Source organism: Listeria sp. Marseille-Q6474 (assembly GCF_946902005.1).
Lineage (GTDB): Bacteria > Bacillota > Bacilli > Lactobacillales > Listeriaceae > Listeria > Listeria innocua.
The window spans coordinates 1,797,010-1,813,364 of record NZ_CAMPPS010000001.1 but is presented as its reverse complement, the minus strand read 5'-3'; the positions used below and the strand labels follow the sequence as shown (position 1 = coordinate 1,813,364).

The window sequence follows — 16,355 nt, the reverse complement described above, 5'->3', positions numbered from 1 at the left end:
ATTTTATCACGCCACCCCCATTACTGCAAGGTTTCAAATCTCCGCAAAAACTTTCACAGCATCATTTTCTATCATTTCAAAAGGATATGGAAGCGAAATTCGTTCTTTATTCACAGCAAAAATTCGCGCTTTTTTATTCCGATAATCCGTTAAATTACAAAACGGACTCACGCGGAAAGAAGTGCCAACAATAACGATTAAATCCGCTTCCCGAGTAGCTGCAAGTGACTGGTCTATCGCACTTTCAGAAATTGCTTCTTCATAAAGCACCACATCTGGCCGAACGACCCCACCACAATCAGCATGGATGTCTGACTGTAAATAGTCGCTTGCTGAAACACTTCTTCCGCATTTTTGGCAATAGCAGTGATACAAACTACCATGAAAATTAACTACCTTCTTAGAGCCAGCTTTTTCATGAAGGCCATCAATATTTTGCGTAATAACAGTGACGTTTTTCTCCGCTTCGATTTCAGCCATTTTACGATGAATAGTGTTTGGGACAGCATCTGGATAGTACATATTTTCTGTGACAAATTGATAAAACTTCTCGGGTTCCCGCACAAGACACGTATGGCTAAGCATATATTCAGGGCTACTCATCCCCGCATACAAGCCATTTTCCGAACGATAATCCGGAATTCCTGAGGGCACTGAAACGCCCGCTCCCGTTAGAAAAACAATATGTTCTGCTTGTTTAATCGCTTCTTTCAAATTATTCATCTTTTAAATTCCTTTCATTTGTATGCTGTTTATCTTTCCAGTTCCACCATTTTCGTAAATCTGCATTTTGCTCGGTTTCATCGGTTTCTGCGACATATACCGCACATCGATACGTATATAACACACAAGGATCCATTCTTTCGCCTCGTTTATCGCAAGTGTTTTCGTATAAAACAAGTGGATTCTTTCCTCTTAAGTCAGCAACTTTTTCAATCCCAATTTCATTCAGCATTAATACCATTTTCTTGCCTATTCCTGGTAATTTTATTAGATCAGTTGGCATGATTTCCCTTCTCTCTATGCATTTTTCGGTTAAAATAAAAACTGATTAGTACATTGATAAAAATAAAACCAGCAACTACAAGGAAGACATCTCCGTAGCCAAAATGCGCCGCCACGCTTGATCCAACAAGCGGTCCGATGACATTCCCAATATATTGAAAAGATTGATTATAACCAAAAATTCGACCGGAAATTTCGCGAGGTGTATTTTTAGTTAGTAGTGATTGAACTGCTGGAAGTAAAGCACCATCTGTGAGACCTAATAAGAAACGCAAAATACCAAGTTGCATCGGATTTTGAGCGAAAGCCATTGGTATTTGCAGCAACATGGACCCGATGAGCGCGCCTAGCAGTATTCGTTCTGAGCCAATTCGGTCGCCCCACCTTCCAAGTCGTGGTGCAGCAATCAAGGCTGCAACCCCTGGTACTGAAGCAATCATCCCACTAATAAAGGCAATATTTTGCGCATTTCCCGCTAAATCCCGTACATATAATGTCAAAATAGGGTTCACGGAATTGGATGCAATTTGGATCATCATTGTCGTAATAAACAGCGAGATAATTAAGCCAGGATTTTTTAATGATAAGAAAACTTCCTTTCCTGACCGCATTTCCTTTTTTTCTACTGGTGTAAATTTCTCTTTAACAAAGAAAAGTGTTAAGAAAAAACTACCTAATAAAAGAGCGCCTGTAATGTAAAACACTGGTCTAACGCCAAATGAGTCAGATAGCGCTCCACCAATTAATGGACCGATTAATACGCCTGATACTGCTGCTGTTGATAAAGCACCGAGCGCCCATCCACTGCGGTGACGCGGAACTTGTGTGGCGATTAGCGCATTAGCCGTGGAAATGTATCCTGAAAATATCCCCATCAATAAACGTAAACCTACAAATTGGTAAACGTTGCTGACAAGTCCCATCAAAATCATCGCTATCGCCATTCCAAGCGCAGCACGTAAAAGCATAATGCGCCGCCCTTTTTGATCCGCTAATTTGCCCCAAATCGGCGACATAATTGCTGATACTAAAAATGTTGAGCTCAGTGCCACACCTGACCATAAACTTACTTGATCAGGATTATGTACGCCAAGTTCTTCAATATATAATGGTAAAAATGGCATGATTAAATTTAATCCAGTCCCGGTAAGAAAACACCCCACCCAAACAACATACAAATTCTTCTTCCAATTTTCCATAAGTTCACCTAGATTCTTCTATCGTTATCCTTAATTATTCCACAAAAAAAGCGAAAGTAAAACTAAACCCTTCGCTTTTTTGCTATATTTACTTAAAATGTTCCACGTGAAACAATTTAGGATTCAAGATTTTCTCGTGGTACCCAGCCAGCTTCATTATCTTCCGTTACGCACCAAACCCAGCCATTAAGCTCTCGATTACTTTCTAATTTATCCCCAGGTTTTACATTTAATTCGCGCGCCGAATAATCTTCTGTCACGGTTCCACTTTTTCCATCAGTACCTAACTGAATGATTTGTTTTGGTACCCAGCCTTCTTTATCCGATGACTTCACTTTGCAAAAAATCCAGCCAGGGTATTCTGTATCTTCATCAAACACCCAAATAGACTCATTTTTATTAACAAAAAGTGGATTTGGATACTTGCTAATGTGTTCTTTTTTTACGATAAATGTTTGATTCATAGTTAGAAACCTTCCTCGTTATTTTTTAGCAGCTTCCCAATCTGCAAGAAACTTATCAATTCCGCTGTCGGTCAAAGGATGTTTTAACATTTGTTCAAATACTTTATAAGGGACTGTAGCAATATCTGCTCCTGCCTTGGCACATTCAATGACATGAATCGGATGGCGCACGCTTGCTGAAATAATCTCTGTCGGGATACCATGTGTTTCAAAAATTTCTGCTATATCACGAATGAGCAACAGTCCGTCGTCACCAATATCATCTAAACGACCTAAAAACGGGGACACGTATGTCGCTCCTGCCCGCGCTGCCAGTAATGCTTGTGTAGCAGAAAAGACTAGCGTGACATTAGTTTTAATCCCTTCTTCCGTCAAAACTTTTACTGCTGCCAAACCTTCACCTGTCATAGGTATTTTAACAACCATATTTGGATGGATTTTAGCAATAACTCGACCTTCCTCAATCATCTCTTCCGCTTTCAAACTTACTACTTCGCCGCTAATCGGTCCGTCAACAATGGATGTAATTTCTTGAATAACCTCATTAAAATCGCGGCCTTCTTTGGCAACTAGTGATGGATTCGTTGTGACACCAGCAATAAAACCCATTCTATTCGCCTTTTTAATCTCTTCTACGTTCGCTGTATCGATAAAAAATCTCATTGAAACATCCTCCTTTTCTATCAAGCGCTTTCAATTACAGAGCCATTATAACGCAAAAGATAAAATAATGCTTTCGAAGTGCTTTTTTCCACAAAAAAAAGAATGCAACTGAAGCATTCTAAAAAAGTTTCACGTGAAACAAAGTTATAAACGAGTTTTGTCCATCACTAGTAGAGGTTTAGGTCTATTTCTAATTATATCCTCTTTAATTAAATGCATGACTGTGTGAGCCACATATTCACGTGATGTATTGGTGTATCTTGCAAGAACTTCTTGCGTGACTTCTTTTGGTAGCAATATCCCGTTATCAGAAAACGTTCCTAGAGTTTGAGCGCATTTGAGAATGGCTTTGCGAATTCGTTCTTCTTTCTTTAAAAAGCTTAGTTTTGCAAAAGTATGTGCTTCCCGTAGTTCTTCTGCCATTACTTTAATCATGAAAAAGTTGTTCTCATCTTCCTTATCAAACACGGAAAACAAGAAATTACTATCTACTTCCATAACCTCTCCATGACCTAGACTTTGCATCGAAACATGCGGGCTCCATTCATCATAAAACAAATGGTAAAGTCCAAAACTATCTCCTTTTTGCAAGAAACGAACAATGCATTCTTTACAGTTTTCTTCTTCCAATTCTGCATCTTTTTCTACAATCATCCCGTATATGCCACTTAGAACAAAATATACTTTTGTCCCAGTCGGACTTAAACTTTCTAGAACCTCACCCTTCTTCGTGCTGATAACCGAGCAGTAGTCTTTGTAATTTGGATGTTCAAAGCACAGCTCCATTAATTTGCTAACCGTTAGATTGGATTCAAGCTCTTTTAAGAATAGCATACTCTCTCCTTTGCTATATAATATTGAAAAAACTACTCGTAATTATATCATAAACACTATATTGGAAATCTCATTCATAGGCTTTCAAAAAATGCTGAAAACTCAATTTAAGATAACTATATTACATTGTTTATTATAATTCTTAATTTTTATCACTTATAAATGTGAGCTTTTGACATAAATTCGAATTTTTTGTTACTTTTCTTTAAATATTCAAATCGAGAAAATAATTCCATAACTACCACTTTAGACTGGTTTATTATTTGGTAAATTGATTATACTTAAAAAGTAAGCATTATATGGATGGGAAAATTAGGAAGGGTGAAATAAATGGATCAGAAAAAATATAGTTGGCGGAATTTTTTCCAGTTAATTATTAGTGCAAAACCTGCAAATTGGATAATATTCTGCGCTTTAATCGCCAGTGTCGTAACTACAGTTGCTGGCCTTGTAGTCCCACTTTTTACAAAAAACTTAATTGATGGCTTTTCAATAGCTTCATTAGATGTAAAAATGGTGGCTTTGATTGTTCTTGCATTTATTTTGCAAGCTATAACAAACGGTTTCTCGATTTTCTTGCTTAATTATATGGGGCAGAAAGTTGTAGCTACCATCCGCGAACGTTTATGGCGAAAAATCGTGCACTTGCCAGTTTCCTATTTTGATAATACAAAAACGGGTGAAATGGTGAGCCGCATGGTGAACGATACAGTCGTAGTCAAGGAACTAATTGCCGATCATTTACCGCAATTTGTAACAGGGATTATTTCTGTGGTTGGTGCGATTATTATCCTATTCTTTATGGACTGGAAAATGACACTAATTATCTTAATAGCTGTTCCGATTACAGCGCTAGTCGTTGCGCCGCTTGGTCAGAAAATGTTTAAAATCTCTAAAGGTCTTCAAAATGAAACAGCTGACTTCACTGGTTCTATTAGTCAAACCCTTTCTGAAGCGAGACTCGTAAAGGCATCTAACGCTGAGACACGTGAAACGGAAGCTGGTCATAAAGGAATCAATCGTCTATTCGGATTCGGTATTCGTGAGGCGAAAGTTGTTGCTGTACTTGGGCCTTTAATTTTCTTTGTCGTAATGGGAGTTATTGTTGGTATCATCGGTTACGGCGGAATTCGAGTTTCAGCTGGAACTATGACTACTGGTACATTAATCGCATTCTTGCTATATCTATTCCAAATTATCGTCCCAGTAACCTCTTTTGCAACGTTCTTCGCGCAACTTCAAAAAGCAAAGGGAGCGACAGAACGCATTGCAGATATTTTAAATGAAGCAGAAGAAGATTTCGATGCTGGTAAAAAAGTGGATGTGAGCGGAAAAACGATTCGCGCCACGGATATTTCCTTCTCTTACAATGAAGGTGAACCGATTTTAAAAGATGTTTCTTTTGATACAAAACCAGGGGAAGTTATCGCATTCGCTGGTCCAAGTGGTGGCGGTAAATCTACCTTGTTTGCGATTTTAGAGCGTTTCTATCAACCGAAAACGGGAGAAATTTTAGTGGGTGATATTCCTCTTTCTGAGATTTCTATTAACTCATGGCGCTCACAAATTGGTTACGTTTCACAGGAAAGTGCTATGCTTTCAGGCACCATTCGCGACAATCTTTGTTACGGACTGGATCGAGAAATTAACGAAGAAGAGCTTTGGAATGTAGCAAAACTGGCTTATGCAGACGGCTTTATTTCTGAACTTCCTGACAAAATGGCAACCGAAGTCGGCGAACGTGGAGTGAAGCTCTCTGGAGGCCAAAGACAGCGAATTGCAATTGCACGAGCTTTCTTACGCAACCCGAATATTCTCATGTTAGACGAAGCAACAGCAAGCTTAGATAGCCAATCCGAACAAATAGTTCAACAAGCTTTAGCGAACTTGATGGAGGGGCGCACTACTTTTGTTATCGCTCACCGCCTTTCCACTATTGTTAATGCCGATCAAATTCTCTTTATTGAACACGGGGAAATAACTGGTCGGGGCACACATAGCGAATTAGTGGCTTCTCATCCGCTCTACGCCTCTTTTGCGGAACAACAATTAAAATAACTATTTCCCGGGAAATAAAAAAACGACGATGCGAATATGCATCGTCGTTTTTTTATAAGGATTGATGAAACTTTTTGAGTTCGATTTTCTTTGCTTCGTCTAAATCATGCCACCTGATGCCTTGTACGGCTCCTTCAAGCGCACATAGTTCACTTAAACAAACAGTTGAATCATTTTCCCAAATACGTAAAAAGGCTGCTTTGCTTCCAACATCTTTTAGCTCAGCTGGGGTTTTTATCCCAGCTTTTATTAAGTCCTGCTCCAGTACTTTGCCAATGTTTGGTAATTCGCTAAGGTTCGCCATTACAGTTCCTTCTTCCTTTTTATTTTGGTAATTCGATTTTTTCGATACCGCCCATATAACCTTGTAGTACTTTCGGAATGCGTACAGAACCATCTTCCTCTTGGTAGTTTTCCAAAATAGCAGCGACTGTACGACCTAGTGCTAACCCGGAACCATTTAATGTGTGCACGTATTCGGGTTTGCTTCCTGGTTCACGGCGGAAACGAATGTTGGCGCGTCTTGCTTGGAAGCTTTCAAAGTTACTGCAAGAAGAAATCTCACGGTAAGAATCATAGCTTGGAATCCAAACTTCTAAATCATATTTTTTAGCAGCAGTGAAACCTAAGTCAGCAGTACACATGCTTAGTACGCGATATGGTAATTCTAGGCGACGCAATACTTCTTCTGCGCATCCAGTTAATTTTTCAAGCGCCGCGTAGGAATCTTCCGGTTTAACAAATTGAACTAATTCCACTTTGTTAAATTGATGTTGGCGAATTAAGCCACGTGTATCACGACCTGCAGAGCCCGCTTCAGAACGGAAACAAGCGCTAAATGCCGTATATTTTCTTGGTAAATCTTCTGCTTTTAAAATATCTTCGCGGTGGTAGTTCGTTACTGGTACTTCCGCTGTTGGAATAAGGAAATAGTCTTCCGCTTCAATTAGGAAAGCATCTTCTTCAAACTTCGGCAATTGACCAGTTCCAGTCATGCTCGCGCGGTTTACCATGTACGGTGGAAGCATTTCTTCATAGCCATGTTCATTCGAATGCAAGTCCATCATAAAGTTAATTAGCGCTCGTTCCAGTCTTGCACCTAATTTTTTATAAAAAACGAAGCGGCTGCCAGTTACTTTTGCAGCATTTTCGAAATCAAGAATGTCTAGGTCAGTTCCTAAATCCCAATGAGCTTTTGGTTCAAAACCAAATTCGCGAACTTCGCCCCATTTGCGGATTTCTACGTTATCGTCTTCCGATTCACCGACCGGAGTAGACTCATGCGGAATATTTGGAATCGACATTAAAATCGTATCTAACTTCTCGTCAATTTCTCTTAATTCGATGTCTAATGTTTTAATACGATCACCAACGACACGCATTTCTTCAATTTTAGCATCAGCATCTTGTTTTTCGCGTTTTAATTTAGCGATTTCTTGAGATACTTCATTACGCTGGCTTTTTAGCGCTTCTGTTTCCACAATCAGTGTACGACGACGTTTGTCTAACTCGCCAAATTTCTCAAATTCACCTAAGTCTTCCCCGCGATTTTGCAACTTCTGTTTTACTTCTTCAAAATTATTACGTAACAATTTAACATCTAACATGCTAACTCCTCCTTTATTTTTTTCCATATAAAAAACTCCCGTACTTTCCCGAATTAACAGGAAAGGGACGAGAGTTAACCGCGTTGCCACCCTTATTGGGACTTAAAAAAATCCCCAGCTTCATTTAGGTTTAACGGACCCAGCCGGAATGATTTACTCGCAAAACTATGCTTTCCACCACTCACTCCAAGATGGATTCATAAGGAAACTTCACCAGTTCGCACCAACCACTGGCTCTCTTTAGAAATTCTACCTCATTACTACTTCTTGTCTTCGCTTTTCGTATTAATTTAAAGTTATTCTATCGCATATCTGCTTAAATTACAAGCAAATCTTTAACCAATTAAATCGAGCGTGTCTGGACCGTCATCATCAGAATTCAGTATTCTAATTTGTTCCGGAACAATTTTTATAACGACAAAGGATGGTGAATCTTCGCCTTGAAACCAGTCTTTAGAGATGTTTTCCCAGATGCGTTCTTTGATAGATTCATCTTCTTCCAGTGATGCTAAACCATTAATTTCTAAAAACGCAGATCCGGGGCTATCATAGCCAATTAAAACGCATACGTGCGGGTTTCTACGGACTTCCTCTGTTTTCGGTAGTTCTTTTCCAGATGGTGTATAAAGTGTTAAGCCATCATGAAGAAACGTCATATATCTAGCGTGCGGAAAATCGCCTTGTACAGAGGTTAATACCCCAACTTGATGTTGTTCTAAAATGGCGAGAATTTTATCTTCTAGTTCATTTTCCATCTAAAACACCTTCCTTTGGTTATTTAGTGTACATTTCCACTTGTTTTCAGGCTTCAAACATTTCAGGCTTGTTATCTCCGTAGCTATTTGCTATAAAAGAGTATAACCGTTTTAACTAGGGGGATTTGAAGTGATTTTATTAATCGATCATAATGACTCATTTACATATAATTTATACCAATATTTTTTAGAGCTTAAGGAAGATGTGCGGGTAGTTTCTGCTAGAGATTTTTCGCTTCAAGCATTCGACCAATTAGCACCTGAAATGGTTATTCTTTCACCCGGACCTGGTTCTCCAGATGATTATCCAGAAAGTTTAGCTCTACTAGACAAAATTAACGTTCCCATTCTCGGGATTTGCCTTGGCCATCAAATGATTGGTCATTTTTTCGGGGCAAAAGTGGTTCAGGCGGACCTTCCTGTTCACGGAAAAACTAGTATTATCTCGCATCACGGTGAAGGATTATTTGCCGGACTTGATTCGAGATTCTCAGTTGCCCGCTACCATTCTTTAGTCATTGACCCAAATACTGTGCCAGCTGATTTGAAAGTGACCGCTGTAACAGATGATGGGGTTTTAATGGGGTTAGAGCATCTAACAAAAGAGATTTACAGTGTCCAATTTCATCCTGAAGCAATCCTATCTGAAAACGGACACGCAATTTTAGAAAACTTTGTACGACTGGGGAGAGCTGCCAAATGAGTTTATTACGTTTTGATTTTGAAGGTTCGGTAAAGATTTTTGAAAAGCCAATTCGCGAACTGGTGGCACGCGATTTATCGGAAGTACTTCCTATAATGAAAGCGGCCGAGGAAGCCCAAAAATCCGGAAAATACGTAGCTGGTTTTGTTAGTTATGAGGCCGCTCCTGCTTTTCGTAGCAATTTAAAAACCAAACAACCTGCCGAGAACATGCCGCTTATCTGGTTTGGTGTATACGATAATTTCACGACTGCACCTACCGAAAACTCAGACACTGCACCACTTTCTTTTAAAATGGATACGGATTACCAGAATTATGCGGAAAAAATAGCACAGATTAAAGCGGAAATTGCTGCTGGAAACACGTACCAAATCAACTACACTGTTCGGCTCCAAAGTGATGTACCAAGTGATTTTTCCGCTCAAGCCACTTTTGAATCGCTGCAACAAGTTGGAAAAGCAAATTATACAGCGCTACTTGAAACGGATGAATTTCAAATTATCTCAGCTTCACCCGAGCTATTTTTTAAATGGAAGGAAAACATTTTGACGACACGTCCAATGAAAGGCACCATTCGCCGCGGAAGTACGGAACAAGCTGACTTAGAAGCACATGATTGGTTAAAAAACGATCCTAAAAATCGTGCTGAAAATGTGATGATTGTTGATTTACTACGAAATGACCTTGGGATGATTGCGGTGCCTGGTAGCGTAAAAGTGCCTAAATTAATGACTTTAGAACCTTACCCAACAGTGTGGCAAATGACGTCTACTGTTACCGCAGAAACACCTCCTGATACTAGTTTAACCGCAGTTTTCGAGGCGCTTTTCCCTTGTGGTTCAATAACTGGCGCCCCAAAAGCCCGGACAATGGAAATTATTTCAGAGCTAGAAGATTCACCTCGAGGCGTATACTGCGGCGCGATTGGATTCCTAGAACCTAATGGAAATGCAATTTTTAATGTACCAATCCGAACGATTTCCATTGCAGATAATAAAGCAACTTATGGTGTTGGTGGCGGTATTGTTTGGGATTCTGATGCCGAAAGTGAATTTTCCGAGATTCATGCAAAATCAGCCATTTTAGAAAAAGCAACCAAGTTTTCTTTAATTGAATGTTTACGCCTTGAAAACGGAGCGCTTTCCCGGATAGACTTTCATCTAAAACGGCTTCAAGCAAGCGCAAATTTTTTCGGTGTTCCTTTTGACGGTGAAAAAATTGGGGAATTATGGCGGGAAACAGCACGAAACAATCCAGCTGGAACATATAAATTAAGATTTTTACTCCATCCAAATGGCACGCACCTTTTAGAACTAACCGAAATAAGTACGCAAAATCAGCAAATAACCGCGCAACTGGCAAAAAGTCCCGTCTCAACTGATGATTTATTCCTTTATCATAAAACCACTAATAGATCTGTTTATGAAGACATGAAAAGCACTGAAACCGAGGAGACATTGCTTTGGAATGAGCGAGGCGAGCTGACAGAGTTTACTACCGGGAATATAGTTCTAGGTATAAAAGGCTGTTTTTTCACACCACTAGTGAGTTCAGGTCTTCTCCCAGGTACTATGAGAGCAGATTTATTAGCAAAAAACAAAATTTCCGAAAAAACACTAATGAAAAAAGACCTTTTCGAGGCTGACTTTGTGTGGTTAATAAATAGTGTAAGAGGATTTGTAGAAGTAGAAATCCAACAATAATCAACAGGTTTTTTCACAATTAAAAAACGATTTTCGACAGTATATTTGCCATATTTTCGCCATATTTAGAATTAGTGAAAAAATTACTTGCAAATTTTCACAAACTATATTAGAATATGTGTTCGCACGTCTTTATTTCCGTTTTCCAAGGGAGGAAAATCATGAAAGTATTGTTTCACCATCTTAAAAATTACAAGCTACAAGCAACACTATCTACTTTGTTTGTAGTAGTCATGGTTATCTCACAACTATGGCAACCAAAATTACTTCAGCAAGACCTAGACGCCATCATGAAAGATAATATGGATGAAATTTCTTCCATAGGCGCACTTCTAATCGGTATTGCCGCAGTTGGCCTTATCGCTGGGATTCTAAACACGATTCTTTCTGCCAAAGTCGCTCAAGGTGTCGGCGCAGATATTCGTGAATCTAGTTTCCGTAAAATCCAAACATTTTCATTTAGTAACATTGAAAAACTTTCGACAGGTAATCTAGTTGTTCGACAAACAAACGATATTACCCAAGTACAAAATTTAGTGATGCTTTCACTACAGTCGCTAACAAGAATTCCGATTATGTTTATCGGGGCATTTATTTTAGCGATGTTTACTCTACCTGAATTATGGTGGGTAATTATTGTGCTTGTTGTACTCGTAGTGCTGATTGTTGTCTTCACATTTGGCTCTATGGGTAAACACTTTGCAATTATCCAGAAGTTAATTGACCGCGTAAATTCTATCGCAAAAGAAAACCTTGCCGGAATGCGTGTTGTTAAATCTTTTGTTCAAGAAGATAACGAAATCGGACGTTTCACAACTGTCAGTGACAAACTAACTCGTCACACTATCATTGTAGGAACTCTTTTTTCTGTCATGATTCCTGCATTTATGCTCGTTTCTAACTTAGCAATTGTTGTTTCTATTTTCTTTGTAGGTGATATGGCTGCTGAAAACCCAGAAGTTATCGGAGCTATCGCATCATTTATGAACTATTTAATGCAAATCATGATGGCAATTATTATCGGCGGTATACTAATGATGATGGCCTCTCGTGCGCTTATTTCCTTGAAACGTATTACTGAAGTTCTCGAAACAGAACCAGATATTACATACAATGAAAATGCGCCTGAACAAGATTTAGAAGGTACTGTTGAGTTCCGTAACGTTAGTTTCAAATATGATGGTGACGATACACCTGCTCTTAAAGATATTTCTTTTAAAGCAAATGTTGGTGAAATGGTTGGTATTGTTGGCGCAACAGGTTCGGGTAAATCGACTCTTGCCCAGCTAATTCCACGCCTTTACGATCCAACTGAAGGGGAAGTTATTGTTGGTGGTACTAACCTAAAAGACATCAATAAGAAAACACTTCGTAGCACCGTTTCCTTCGTGCTCCAACGCGCAATCCTTTTCTCAGGAACAATCGCAGACAATTTACGTCATGGTAAAAAAGACGCGACAACCGATGAAATGGAACATGCAAGTAAAATAGCACAAGCGAAAGAATTTATTGATAAACAAGCAAAACTTTATGAAGCTCCTGTTTCTGAGCGCGGTAATAACTTCTCTGGTGGACAAAAACAACGTCTATCCATTACACGTGGAGTTATCGGTTCGCCGAAAGTACTAATTCTTGATGACAGCACAAGTGCCCTTGATGCAAAATCCGAGAAATTAGTCAAAGAAGCACTTAATAAAGAGCTAGACGACACAACTACTTTCATCATTGCACAAAAAATCTCTTCTGTTATTCAAGCAGATAAAATTCTCGTGCTCGATCAAGGTAAACTCGTTGGCGTTGGTTCCCACAAAGAACTTCTGAAAGAAAATGAAACTTACCGTGAAATTTACGACACTCAAAAAGGCAAGGAGGTAACCGCATAATGAAAGAGTTTAAACAAATTAGCCGCTTTTTCTGGCACTATCTGCGGGGTTATAAACCTCAACTTTTTGTCATTTTAATTGCTGTAGTTTTTGCGACATACCTTCAAGTAAAAGCACCACAATATATTGGTAATGCTGTTCAAGAGCTTGGTGATTATGTTGTTCGTTTAATGCGAACAGGTGTTGATGACAAGAGCGACTTCATCCATATCATTTGGATGCTGATTCTCTGCTACGTACTGCTCGCTGCTGCCACTTTTATCCAAAGTATCATTATGACAGGGGTAGCTGGTAAATCGACGAACAGAATGCGTATAGGGCTTTTCCGCAAGATGGAAAAACTATCGATTCGTTTCTTCGATAGCCGCAATGATGGCGAAATGCTGAGTCGCTTCACTAGTGACTTGGATAACATTTCTAACACACTCAACCAAGCATTGATTCAAGTGCTATCAAACATTGCATTAATGATTGGTGTCATAATCATGATGTTCCAGCAAAATGTGGAACTAGCCTTTGTTACTTTAATATCTGCTCCATTTGCGATTATTATTGCGACTATAATCATTCGAAAAGCCCGCAAATTCGTTGATATTCAACAAGATGAATTGGGTGTTTTGAACGGCTACATTGACGAAAAAATTTCTGGTCAAAAAATTATTATCACAAATGGCTTAGAAGAAGAAACTATTGAGGGCTTTGTTAAACAAAATAATGTTGTTAAAAACGCAACTTACAAAGGTCAAGTTTACTCCGGTTTACTTTTCCCAATGATGCAAGGTATTTCATTATTAAATACAGCTATCGTTATCTTCTTCGGTGGATGGTTAGCTCTAAACGGCGACCTTGAACGCACAGCCGCTCTTGGTTTAATCGTTATGTTCGTTCAATATTCACAACAATTCTATATGCCACTTACACAAATTTCGTCCCAGTACAGCTTGCTACAACTAGCAATCACTGGTGCTCGCCGTGTTAGTGAAGTATTTGCAGAGGAAGAGGAAGTTGAACGCGAGAACTTACAAACAATTGATGGTATTAATAAAGGTGTTAAACTAGATCATGTTGATTTCGCTTATGACCCTGAAAAACCAGTTCTAAAAGACGTGTCAATTGATGTAAGTAAAGGTAAAATGGTGGCGCTTGTTGGACCAACTGGTTCTGGTAAGACAACTGTTATGAACCTTCTTAACCGCTTCTATAATGTCGATGGAGGAGCGATTCTCTTTGATGATATCGACATCCGCGACATTCGCCTTGATTCCCTTCGTAAACAAGTCGGTATCGTGCTACAAGATTCCGTACTATTTACGGGAACCATTCGCGATAACATTGTTTTCGGTAAGCCGGAAGCAAGCGACGACGAAGTAATCAACGCTGCAAAACAAGCTAACATCCACGACTTCATTATGAACCTAGAAAAAGGTTATGAAACAGAAATCAGTGATGAAAACAATATTTTCAGTGTTGGTCAAAAGCAGCTTATGAGTATTGCGAGAACTATTATTACAAATCCGTCTCTTCTTATTCTTGACGAAGCAACTAGTAACGTAGACACCGTAACCGAAAGCCGCATTCAAAAAGCTATGGACAACGTTATCTCCGGTAGAACTAGTTTCGTCATTGCCCATCGTTTAAAAACTATCCTTGATGCCGACCATATCGTCGTGCTACATCAAGGCGAAGTGATTGAACAAGGTAACCATGATGAGCTGATGAAGGCGGAAGGATTTTATTCTGAGCTTTATCATAATCAGTTTGTTATTGAGTAGATAGACGCTTTTTGCGGGCTGAAATAAACAGAAAAAAGGAAGTTCTCAAATGTTAAACATTGGGAACTTCTTTTTTTACTTCATCAGTTTCTTAGTTTTGAGTGGTTTTTTCTAGCATACAAAGTCTTCTTTTCATTTTCATGTCAGCAATTTTATGTTAACGTAATTTAGAACAGAAAAATAAAAACAGAGGTGAACATACATATGAATTTTAATCTTTTTGTTAGAAGTGGTTTTATTGGTCTTATTTTACTTTTTGTCATCCAGGTATTAGGGGTTGTAAGAGGGTTATTGATTCAATCTGGTTTTATGGATGGGAGCGTCAATCAGAGTTTACTGGGCACAAAGCTTATTATAGTGCCAATTATATTTTTTACTATTAGTATTGTTTTTTTCTTACTATGGTTTTATAAAGACTATCAAACAAATAAAAAAAGTCGATTTCCTAGTTAAGGAAATCGACTTTTTTATGTTAATTAAACCAGCATTTTAAAATTAGTTCTTAATCTAGTTTCGTTGATGTAAGTATAGGCAAATTATCTGGAAAAATCATTAAAGGATTCGTTGTTTCCAAAGTCTCATCATGAAGTTGGTTTCCACATAAATATTTTATCTTCACGATTAAACCATTCTCCTATTTTATAAATGAGCCTTTCCTAATAGCGCGTGCTTATTTATCTTTGATTACTATGAATTTACTAGGTATCGCATCTGCAAGCCATACTTTTTCATTACCGTAGTAAAAATTTACTCCCTCATTCCGTGCTTCTAATGCACTTACCTCCAATATAATGGGATTTTTATCTTTTCTTTTCCCTACTAAATTTGCCGTTTCTATATCTTCAGACAAATGAACATATTGTCGAGACATTGGGACTAAACCCTTTTTTTCAATTTCAGATAAAAAATTATGTGCAGTTCCATGGTACAGAAATTCAGGAGGAATAGCTTCTTCTTTTACTATTTTCATTGGTATAGAATGTCCATAGAAAGCTCTAATACTATTCCCTTGGATTTCGTGCCTCTTTTTTTCTGATTTCTCGATCATTACTTTTAAATCATCAAGTTCTACATTTTGCCATTCATTAAACTGATGAAAGGCTTGTAATAATTGGTCAATCTGCACCCAACCATTTTTATCTAATTCTAACTCATATTCCCAAGGAGCATGACGCAATGCATAAGAAACTTCTTTACTCAATTTTGTATAGTTTATATTATTAGACATTTTCTTCCTCCCGATTATATTCGACCATTGTTTTAACAGCAGATTCTACCCATTCCCATAAGTCGTCAAATTCACCTCTTTGTTCAAAACCTTCTGTAGTGAAATCATGAATTAATTGAACTCTATTTTCTTTTCCAATCTCAAAACAAGCTATATCATCATTATCGCCTCTTCTTGCAAAGGGTATTAACTTTCTATTAGGATACCTTTCTTTCAAATCATGGTACCTTCTAGTTGCTTGACCTGACTCAATTAAATACCACACATCAAAATCTACCAAGTTTAATTCAATTAATTTATTATAGGCTTCAGGGTATATAAATACATCTTCTTCAATATAAAATTTCTTCATAACTATAAGCACATTCCTTCTATTTCATTTTTTCTAAATCTAACTACCCCCACTGGATTTCTTGGGGTGGGGAAAACCCTGTTTTAATAATAACCTAAAAATAATAGTCCTTTATAATAACTCTTCAAA

At 38.3% G+C, this 16,355-nt stretch carries 17 protein-coding genes and 1 other annotated feature; of the genes, 6 read left to right on the top strand and 11 right to left on the bottom strand.

The annotated features are described in order from the left end of the window. Nucleotides 1-33 precede the first annotated feature (33 nt). From OC533_RS09010 to OC533_RS08985, 6 genes are all read right to left on the bottom strand, one after another. The gene (locus OC533_RS09010; RefSeq protein ID WP_194323935.1) at nt 34-723 is read right to left on the bottom strand and encodes an NAD-dependent protein deacylase; all 690 of its coding nucleotides are present in this window, start codon (nt 721-723) and stop codon (nt 34-36) included. After that, the gene (locus tag OC533_RS09005) at nt 716-1,006 is read right to left on the bottom strand and encodes a helix-hairpin-helix domain-containing protein (protein WP_194323933.1); all 291 of its coding nucleotides are present in this window, start codon (nt 1,004-1,006) and stop codon (nt 716-718) included. The genes OC533_RS09010 and OC533_RS09005 overlap by 8 nt, the downstream gene beginning before the upstream one ends. Further along, nucleotides 996-2,204 carry a multidrug efflux MFS transporter Lde gene (gene lde, locus OC533_RS09000; protein ID WP_194323930.1) on the bottom strand — a complete coding sequence of 403 codons (1,209 nt, stop codon included), beginning with the start codon at nt 2,202-2,204 and terminating at the stop codon, nt 996-998. The genes OC533_RS09005 and lde overlap by 11 nt, the downstream gene beginning before the upstream one ends. 116 nt (nt 2,205-2,320) lie before the next feature. Then, nucleotides 2,321-2,668, bottom strand: coding sequence for an SH3 domain-containing protein (locus OC533_RS08995; protein WP_070752385.1), 348 nt, complete (start codon nt 2,666-2,668; stop codon nt 2,321-2,323). An 18-nt stretch (nt 2,669-2,686) separates the two neighbouring features. After that, a complete protein-coding gene (gene fsa / locus OC533_RS08990; RefSeq protein ID WP_194323928.1) occupies nt 2,687-3,331 on the bottom strand; it encodes a fructose-6-phosphate aldolase in 645 nt (214 codons plus the stop codon). 144 nt (nt 3,332-3,475) lie between these two features. Continuing rightward, entirely contained in the window at nt 3,476-4,165 is a 690-nt protein-coding gene (locus OC533_RS08985) for a Crp/Fnr family transcriptional regulator (protein WP_003764343.1), read from the bottom strand. Nucleotides 4,166-4,495: 330 nt separating this feature from the next. Here OC533_RS08985 and OC533_RS08980 point away from each other — a divergent pair, with 330 nt between their 5' ends. After that, nucleotides 4,496-6,223, top strand: a complete 1,728-nt coding sequence (locus OC533_RS08980; RefSeq protein WP_003772831.1) for an ABC transporter ATP-binding protein — start codon at nt 4,496-4,498, stop codon at nt 6,221-6,223. 52 nt (nt 6,224-6,275) lie between these two features. Here the strand turns inward: OC533_RS08980 and OC533_RS08975 are convergent, their stop codons facing one another. From OC533_RS08975 to OC533_RS08965, 3 genes are all read right to left on the bottom strand, one after another. After that, nucleotides 6,276-6,527, bottom strand: coding sequence for a TfoX/Sxy family protein (locus OC533_RS08975; RefSeq protein WP_185484559.1), 252 nt, complete (start codon nt 6,525-6,527; stop codon nt 6,276-6,278). 19 nt (nt 6,528-6,546) lie between these two features. Next, entirely contained in the window at nt 6,547-7,830 is a 1,284-nt protein-coding gene (gene serS, locus OC533_RS08970; protein ID WP_194323926.1) for a serine--tRNA ligase, read from the bottom strand. 60 nt (nt 7,831-7,890) lie between these two features. Then, nucleotides 7,891-8,113: a binding site (T-box leader), on the bottom strand. 52 nt (nt 8,114-8,165) lie between these two features. Then, nucleotides 8,166-8,585 (bottom strand): pyridoxamine 5'-phosphate oxidase family protein, encoded by a 420-nt coding sequence (locus OC533_RS08965; RefSeq protein ID WP_003772827.1) that lies wholly within the window; start codon nt 8,583-8,585, stop codon nt 8,166-8,168. Nucleotides 8,586-8,715: 130 nt separating this feature from the next. Between OC533_RS08965 and OC533_RS08960 the strand changes: the two genes are divergently transcribed. The 5 genes from OC533_RS08960 to OC533_RS08940 all read left to right on the top strand — a co-directional run bounded on the left by OC533_RS08960 (nt 8,716) and on the right by OC533_RS08940 (nt 15,099). Beyond that, nucleotides 8,716-9,288 carry an anthranilate synthase component II gene (locus tag OC533_RS08960; RefSeq protein WP_194323924.1) on the top strand — a complete coding sequence of 191 codons (573 nt, stop codon included), beginning with the start codon at nt 8,716-8,718 and terminating at the stop codon, nt 9,286-9,288. Next, nucleotides 9,285-10,991 carry an aminodeoxychorismate synthase component I gene (gene pabB, locus OC533_RS08955; protein ID WP_194323922.1) on the top strand — a complete coding sequence of 569 codons (1,707 nt, stop codon included), beginning with the start codon at nt 9,285-9,287 and terminating at the stop codon, nt 10,989-10,991. Before OC533_RS08960 ends, pabB begins: the two co-directional genes overlap by 4 nt. A 161-nt stretch (nt 10,992-11,152) precedes the next feature. After that, nucleotides 11,153-12,874, top strand: coding sequence for an ABC transporter ATP-binding protein (locus OC533_RS08950; protein WP_262265250.1), 1,722 nt, complete (start codon nt 11,153-11,155; stop codon nt 12,872-12,874). Further along, nucleotides 12,874-14,646, top strand: coding sequence for an ABC transporter ATP-binding protein (locus tag OC533_RS08945; protein WP_070752392.1), 1,773 nt, complete (start codon nt 12,874-12,876; stop codon nt 14,644-14,646). The genes OC533_RS08950 and OC533_RS08945 overlap by 1 nt, the downstream gene beginning before the upstream one ends. A 204-nt stretch (nt 14,647-14,850) precedes the next feature. Beyond that, nucleotides 14,851-15,099, top strand: coding sequence for a hypothetical protein (locus OC533_RS08940; RefSeq protein ID WP_003772821.1), 249 nt, complete (start codon nt 14,851-14,853; stop codon nt 15,097-15,099). 217 nt (nt 15,100-15,316) lie between these two features. On the opposite strand, the gene OC533_RS08935 is transcribed toward OC533_RS08940, so the two are convergent. Continuing rightward, nucleotides 15,317-15,874, bottom strand: a complete 558-nt coding sequence (locus OC533_RS08935; RefSeq protein ID WP_194323920.1) for an RNA 2'-phosphotransferase — start codon at nt 15,872-15,874, stop codon at nt 15,317-15,319. After that, nucleotides 15,867-16,226 (bottom strand): hypothetical protein, encoded by a 360-nt coding sequence (locus OC533_RS08930; RefSeq protein WP_061665477.1) that lies wholly within the window; start codon nt 16,224-16,226, stop codon nt 15,867-15,869. Before OC533_RS08930 ends, OC533_RS08935 begins: the two co-directional genes overlap by 8 nt. Between the last annotated feature and the right edge of the window lie 129 nt (nt 16,227-16,355).

Excerpts from the sequence above, each read along its gene's own strand:
- OC533_RS08995 (WP_070752385.1), bottom strand. The coding sequence starts at position 2,668 with ATGAATCAAACATTTATCGTAAAAAAAGAACACATTAGCAAGTATCCA.
- OC533_RS09005 (WP_194323933.1), bottom strand. The coding sequence starts at position 1,006 with ATGCCAACTGATCTAATAAAATTACCAGGAATAGGCAAGAAAATGGTA.
- OC533_RS08975 (WP_185484559.1), bottom strand. The coding sequence starts at position 6,527 with ATGGCGAACCTTAGCGAATTACCAAACATTGGCAAAGTACTGGAGCAG.
- OC533_RS09010 (WP_194323935.1), bottom strand. The coding sequence starts at position 723 with ATGAATAATTTGAAAGAAGCGATTAAACAAGCAGAACATATTGTTTTT.
- OC533_RS08940 (WP_003772821.1), top strand. The coding sequence starts at position 14,851 with ATGAATTTTAATCTTTTTGTTAGAAGTGGTTTTATTGGTCTTATTTTA.
- OC533_RS08965 (WP_003772827.1), bottom strand. The coding sequence starts at position 8,585 with ATGGAAAATGAACTAGAAGATAAAATTCTCGCCATTTTAGAACAACAT.
- OC533_RS08985 (WP_003764343.1), bottom strand. The coding sequence starts at position 4,165 with ATGCTATTCTTAAAAGAGCTTGAATCCAATCTAACGGTTAGCAAATTA.
- lde (WP_194323930.1), bottom strand. The coding sequence starts at position 2,204 with ATGGAAAATTGGAAGAAGAATTTGTATGTTGTTTGGGTGGGGTGTTTT.
- OC533_RS08980 (WP_003772831.1), top strand. The coding sequence starts at position 4,496 with ATGGATCAGAAAAAATATAGTTGGCGGAATTTTTTCCAGTTAATTATT.
- OC533_RS08950 (WP_262265250.1), top strand. The coding sequence starts at position 11,153 with ATGAAAGTATTGTTTCACCATCTTAAAAATTACAAGCTACAAGCAACA.
- pabB (WP_194323922.1), top strand. The coding sequence starts at position 9,285 with ATGAGTTTATTACGTTTTGATTTTGAAGGTTCGGTAAAGATTTTTGAA.
- fsa (WP_194323928.1), bottom strand. The coding sequence starts at position 3,331 with ATGAGATTTTTTATCGATACAGCGAACGTAGAAGAGATTAAAAAGGCG.
- OC533_RS08935 (WP_194323920.1), bottom strand. The coding sequence starts at position 15,874 with ATGTCTAATAATATAAACTATACAAAATTGAGTAAAGAAGTTTCTTAT.
- OC533_RS08945 (WP_070752392.1), top strand. The coding sequence starts at position 12,874 with ATGAAAGAGTTTAAACAAATTAGCCGCTTTTTCTGGCACTATCTGCGG.
- OC533_RS08930 (WP_061665477.1), bottom strand. The coding sequence starts at position 16,226 with ATGAAGAAATTTTATATTGAAGAAGATGTATTTATATACCCTGAAGCC.
- serS (WP_194323926.1), bottom strand. The coding sequence starts at position 7,830 with ATGTTAGATGTTAAATTGTTACGTAATAATTTTGAAGAAGTAAAACAG.